Consider the following 4,722-nt stretch of genomic DNA (forward strand, 5'->3'; position numbering starts at 1 on the left):
GCGTGCGGCAGCCACATACCCGCAACGGTCGTGGAGTGCACCAGCAACGCCCCGAGGTCAACCGGCTTCGGCCTTTCCCGCGAGGCCATGCCATAAAACGCAAGCCGCCCGAACGGAGCCAACGCAACCAACGACTGATCAGTGGTAGCCCCTCCAGTCATGTCGAGCACGACGTCGACGCGCCGCCCGCCGTTGGCTTCCTTCAAAGCAGCAGTCATGTCAGCGGCACGGGAGTCGATGGCAACGTCAGCCCCGAGGTCCAGAGCCAACTTCCGCTTCTCCTCAGAAGAAGCAGTGGCGATAACGCGCCCGGCGCCCCACAACTTGGCCAGCTGGACGGCGATCGTCCCCACCCCGCCGGCGGCGGCGTGCACGACGACCGACTCGCCGGGCTCCATGTGGGTCGACTTGCGCAGCAACAACCACGCGGTGGCGCCCTGGACGATCAACGACAGCGCCGTCAGGTCGTCCACGCCGTCGGGAACGTCGAAGGTGGTCAGCGAAGGCGCCACGGCCTTCTCCGCGTATCCACCGGATTTCGCGGTCAGGGCCACGACCCGGCGACCGTCCGCGGTGACACCGACGACCTCACCACCGGGAACGAGCGGCAGCTCCATCTTCGCCAGGTAGGAGTTCTCCGCCTGGTGCGTGTCCGCGTAGTTGAGCCCGGCGCGCGAGACGTTGATCAGCACCTCGCCGTCCGCGGGGACGGGGTCGGGCAGCTCGACCTCGCGCAGGACCTCGGGCCCGCCGAACTCGGTGATCTGGATGGCACGCACGGTCAGTTCTCCTTGAGCGCGAGGGAAACGGGGTCCTTGCGGGCGCCTTCGATCCGCGAGCCGTCCTCGGCGCGCGGGCCGGGCGGGTTGCGGAAGCCGAACGGCTCGGAGGCGCGACCGGCCTGCACGAACCACGCCTCACCGGTTCCGGAACCCTCCACGATGGACATGAAGGTGTCCACTACAACAGACACCGGGAGGATCGGCATGCCGATCTCGTCCAGCGCCGAACGCAGCGGCGTGATGATGTCGGTGTCGGCGAACGCGGGGCACAGCGCGTTCACGCGCACGTCCGGGTACGCGCCGGCCAGCGAGCGGACCAGGCCGACGACGGCGGCCTTGTTGGCGCCGTAGACCGGGTCGCCGGGCATCGGCATGAGGCCGGCCATGGACGCGGTGGCGATGATCTGGCCGCCACGCGCACGCACGTGCGGCAGCGCGTGGTGCGCGCCGTAGACGACACCGTCGAGGTTGATGGCCATCGCGCGCCGGTAGACCTCGACGTCGAAGTCGTCGCCCAGCGAGCACCCGGTGCCGATGCCGGCGTTCAGGAACGCGATGTCGAGCCCACCGAACTCCTCGACGGCCAGGGCCACCGCGGCGGCCGAGTCCGCGGGCACCGTCACGTCGCAGCGCACGAACGCGCCGCCGACCTCGTCGGCGACGAGCTTGCCCTGCGCCTCGTCCACGTCGGCGACCACGACACGGGCACCGAGACCCGCCAGGCGACGGGCCGCCGCGGCGCCGATGCCGTTGGATCCGCCGGTGATGAGCGCGACCTTGCCGGTGAGTTCCACGGGCACCTGCCTCCTCGCAGCTGGGACAACGTCTAGCCGACATTCCGACCAGTCGGTATGGTCGTCCGCACGGCGCTGGACGTCAAGCGGACTGATAGGTACGTTACTAAGCGCTTGCTTAGCTCACCATCCCCTCACCGAAGGAGGACCCGTGGCCGACAGGGTTGCGATCGTCACCGGCGCGGCGCGTGGCATCGGTGCCGCGGTCGCGCAGCGCCTCGCCGCGGACGGCCTGGCCGTCGCGTTGCTCGACCTCGACGAGCAGGGTGTGCTCGACGGCGCGGAGAAGATCGCCGCGAGCGGTGGGCGCGCCATCGGCCTCAAGGTTGACGTCTCCGACGAGGAGCAGGTCAACGCCGCGGTCGCGAAGGTCGCCGAGGAGCTCGGCGCGCCGACCGTGCTGATCAACAACGCCGGCGTGCTGCGGGACAACCTGCTGTTCAAGATGTCCGCGGCTGACTGGGACACCGTCATGAACGTGCACCTGCGCGGCGCGTTCCTCATGAGCAAGGCCGTGCAGGCGTTCCAGACGAAGGAGGGCTTCGGCCGGATCGTCAACCTGTCGAGCACCAGCGCGCTCGGCAACCGCGGCCAGGCCAACTACTCCGCCGCCAAGGCCGGTCTGCAGGGCTTCACGAAGACCCTCGCGATCGAGCTCGGCAAGTTCGGCGTCACGGTCAACGCCATCGCGCCCGGTTTCATCGCCACCGAGATGACGAAGGCGACCGCCGAGCGCATGAAGATCTCGTTCGAGGACCTCGTCAACGGCGCAGCGCAGACCATCCCGGTCGCGCGCGTCGGGCAGCCGGAGGACATCGCGCACACCGCGTCGTTCCTGGTGAGCGAGGGTGCCGGGTTCGTGTCCGGTCAGGTCATCTACGTCGCCGGCGGACCGAAGGACTGACATGCGCGCTTTCGAGAACATCGACGAGCTGGTCGCCGCGAAGGGCGAGCACCTCGGGTTCGGCGAGTGGCACGAGATCACGCAGGACCAGGTCAACCTGTTCGCCGACGCGACGCTCGACCACCAGTGGATCCACATCGACGTCGAGAAGGCCGCGAAGGGCCCGTTCGGCGGCCCGGTGGCGCACGGCTACCTGACGTTGTCGCTGGTCCCGTACCTGGTGCGGGACGTCTACACCGTCAAGAACATCAAGATGGGCGTCAACTACGGCAGCAACAAGGTGCGCTTCCCGCAGCCGGTGCTCGTGGGCTCCAGGGTGCGCGGCGGCGTCGAGCTGCTGGACGTCTCCGACATCGCGCTGGGCAAGCAGCTCGTGACCAAGGTCGTCATCGAGATCGAGGGCAGCGAGAAGCCCGCGTGCGTGGCCGAGATCGTCAGCGTGATCGTGCCCTGACCCGTCAGGGCTTGAGGCTGTGGATCAGCAGGTCCGCGTAGTGCTCCGCGAGCCGTCCGGGCGGGATGTCCCCGTCCGGGCGGTACCACGTGCCGAGCTGGTGCAGCGAGCCGAAGAAGTAGTACGTGGCGACGTCGGCGGGCACGTCGGCGCGGAACGTCCCGTCCTGCTGCCCCTCCTCGACGAGGCCGCGGAACTTCTCGTGGAACCGCCGCCGTTCCGCCCGCACCTCGCGCTGCTTCTCGGCCGAGAGGTGGTTCATCGACCGGAAGAACACCTTGGCGGCGTCGAAGTCGTCGACGCTCGTCACGATGACGTCGACCGCGGCCTCGCGCAGGCGTTCGGCGACGGGGCCGGTGCTCGACGCGATCTTCTCCAGGTGCTCGGTCTGCAAGCGCAGCAACCGCCCGTAGATCTCGTGCAGCAGGTCGTCCTTCGACCCGAAGTAGTGGTACATGGCGCCTTTGGTGACTCCGGCGCTCTCCACGATCTCCTGCACGGCGACCCGCTCGTAGCCCTTTTCCGCGAACAGGCGGGTGGCGGCGTCGATCAGTCTTTCAGGCACGGTCACGACCGGAGCGTACCTCCAGACCCAGGGGATTCGAGGCAATGATCAGTCGCTGGACAGTCGTCGTCGACCGCGATGACCTGACCGAAACCGAAGTCCTGCACGACGAACCGCCGAGGTCGTCCGACCTGTCGGACTGCGAGGTGCTGCTCCGCGTCAGCCACGTCGGCCTCACCGCCAACAACGTCACCTACGGCGTGGTCGGCGACCGGATCGGCTACTGGCGCTTCTTCCCGACCACCACGGAAGGCCGCGGCGTCATCCCGCTGTGGGGCTTCGCCGACGTCGTCGACTCCACTGTGGACGCCCTACCCGCCGGCACGCGCGTCTACGGCTACCTGCCGATGGCGAGCCACCTCGTCGTGCGCGCCAAGCTCACCTCGACGGGTTTCGTCGACACCGCGGACCACCGCGCTGACCTGCCCGCCGTCTACAACAGCTACCTCGTCACCTCGCAGGACCCGGCCTACGACGCGTCGCGCGAAGACCTGCAGGTGCTGTACCGCCCGCTGTTCATGACGTCGTTCCTGCTGGCGGACCGGCTGGCCGACAACGCTTTCTACGGCGCCCGAACGGTCATCGTCTCCTCGGCGTCCAGCAAGACCGCGTTCGGCACGGCCCAGTGCCTGCGCTCCGCGGGCGTCCGGCTGGTGGGCCTGACCTCGCCGCGCAACGTGGAATTCACCGCCGGCCTCGGGCTTTACGACACCGTGCTCCCCTACGACGCTGCCGTGGACGTCGAACCGTCGGCGTACCTGGACTTCAGCGGTTCGGCCGATGTGCGCAACGTGCTGCACGACCGCCTCGGCGCGGACCTGGTGAAGGACATCTCGATCGGCGTCACCCACCAGGCCGCCTCGGCCGACCCGCGCGCGGAGTTCTTCTTCGCCCCCGACCAGCTGCGCAAGCGCTTGGGCGACTGGGGGTCCGACGGGTTCGCCGAGCGCTTCGGTGCGGCTTGGCTTTCGTTCACCGCTCGGGCCGGCGACTGGGTCGGCGTCGCGCACCACAGCGGGCCGGAGGGGCTGGTCGAGGTCTGGAAGTCCGTGGCCGGGGGCAAGGCGGACCCGGCCACGGCCGACGTCATCAGCCTCTGATCTCGTCCTTGACCATCGCGAGGAACGCACCCCAGGCGGGCGCCGCGACGGTGGCGTCCGCCCGGCCCTTCGAGTCGCGGATGCGGGCGGATGGGCCGTCCACTGCGATCTCCACGCAGTCGC

The 4,722-nt window shown here is 69.0% G+C and carries 7 protein-coding genes; 3 read left to right on the forward strand and 4 right to left on the reverse strand.

What is annotated here, in order from left to right; genetic code table 11:
• A partial coding sequence (locus VF330_RS11600; RefSeq protein WP_330851548.1) for a quinone oxidoreductase family protein occupies window positions 1-779 on the reverse strand: 779 nt, incomplete at its 3' end.
• Between the two features lie 2 nt (window positions 780-781).
• The gene (locus VF330_RS11605) at window positions 782-1,582 is read right to left on the reverse strand and encodes an SDR family NAD(P)-dependent oxidoreductase (RefSeq protein ID WP_330851549.1); all 801 of its coding nucleotides are present in this window, start codon (window positions 1,580-1,582) and stop codon (window positions 782-784) included.
• Window positions 1,583-1,727: 145 nt separating this feature from the next.
• Between VF330_RS11605 and VF330_RS11610 the strand changes: the two genes are divergently transcribed.
• Entirely contained in the window at window positions 1,728-2,480 is a 753-nt protein-coding gene (locus tag VF330_RS11610; RefSeq protein WP_330851550.1) for an SDR family oxidoreductase, read from the forward strand.
• Between the two features lies 1 nt (window position 2,481).
• Window positions 2,482-2,934: a MaoC family dehydratase gene (locus tag VF330_RS11615; protein ID WP_330851551.1), complete on the forward strand. Its 453-nt coding sequence runs from the start codon at window positions 2,482-2,484 to the stop codon at window positions 2,932-2,934.
• A 4-nt stretch (window positions 2,935-2,938) separates the two neighbouring features.
• Here VF330_RS11615 and VF330_RS11620 read toward each other — a convergent pair whose 3' ends face one another.
• Window positions 2,939-3,505, reverse strand: coding sequence for a TetR/AcrR family transcriptional regulator (locus VF330_RS11620; protein WP_330851552.1), 567 nt, complete (start codon window positions 3,503-3,505; stop codon window positions 2,939-2,941).
• A 38-nt stretch (window positions 3,506-3,543) separates the two neighbouring features.
• Here VF330_RS11620 and VF330_RS11625 point away from each other — a divergent pair, with 38 nt between their 5' ends.
• Window positions 3,544-4,599: a DUF2855 family protein gene (locus VF330_RS11625; protein ID WP_330851553.1), complete on the forward strand. Its 1,056-nt coding sequence runs from the start codon at window positions 3,544-3,546 to the stop codon at window positions 4,597-4,599.
• Here the strand turns inward: VF330_RS11625 and VF330_RS11630 are convergent.
• On the reverse strand, window positions 4,589-4,714 hold the full coding sequence (locus tag VF330_RS11630) for a hypothetical protein (protein WP_330851554.1): 126 nt from the start codon (window positions 4,712-4,714) through the stop codon (window positions 4,589-4,591). The two genes, VF330_RS11625 and VF330_RS11630, sit on opposite strands and share 11 nt — an antisense overlap.
• Window positions 4,715-4,722: the final 8 nt, after the last annotated feature.

Origin of the sequence: Lentzea sp., assembly GCF_036380075.1 — a bacterium.
GTDB lineage: Bacteria > Actinomycetota > Actinomycetes > Mycobacteriales > Pseudonocardiaceae > Lentzea.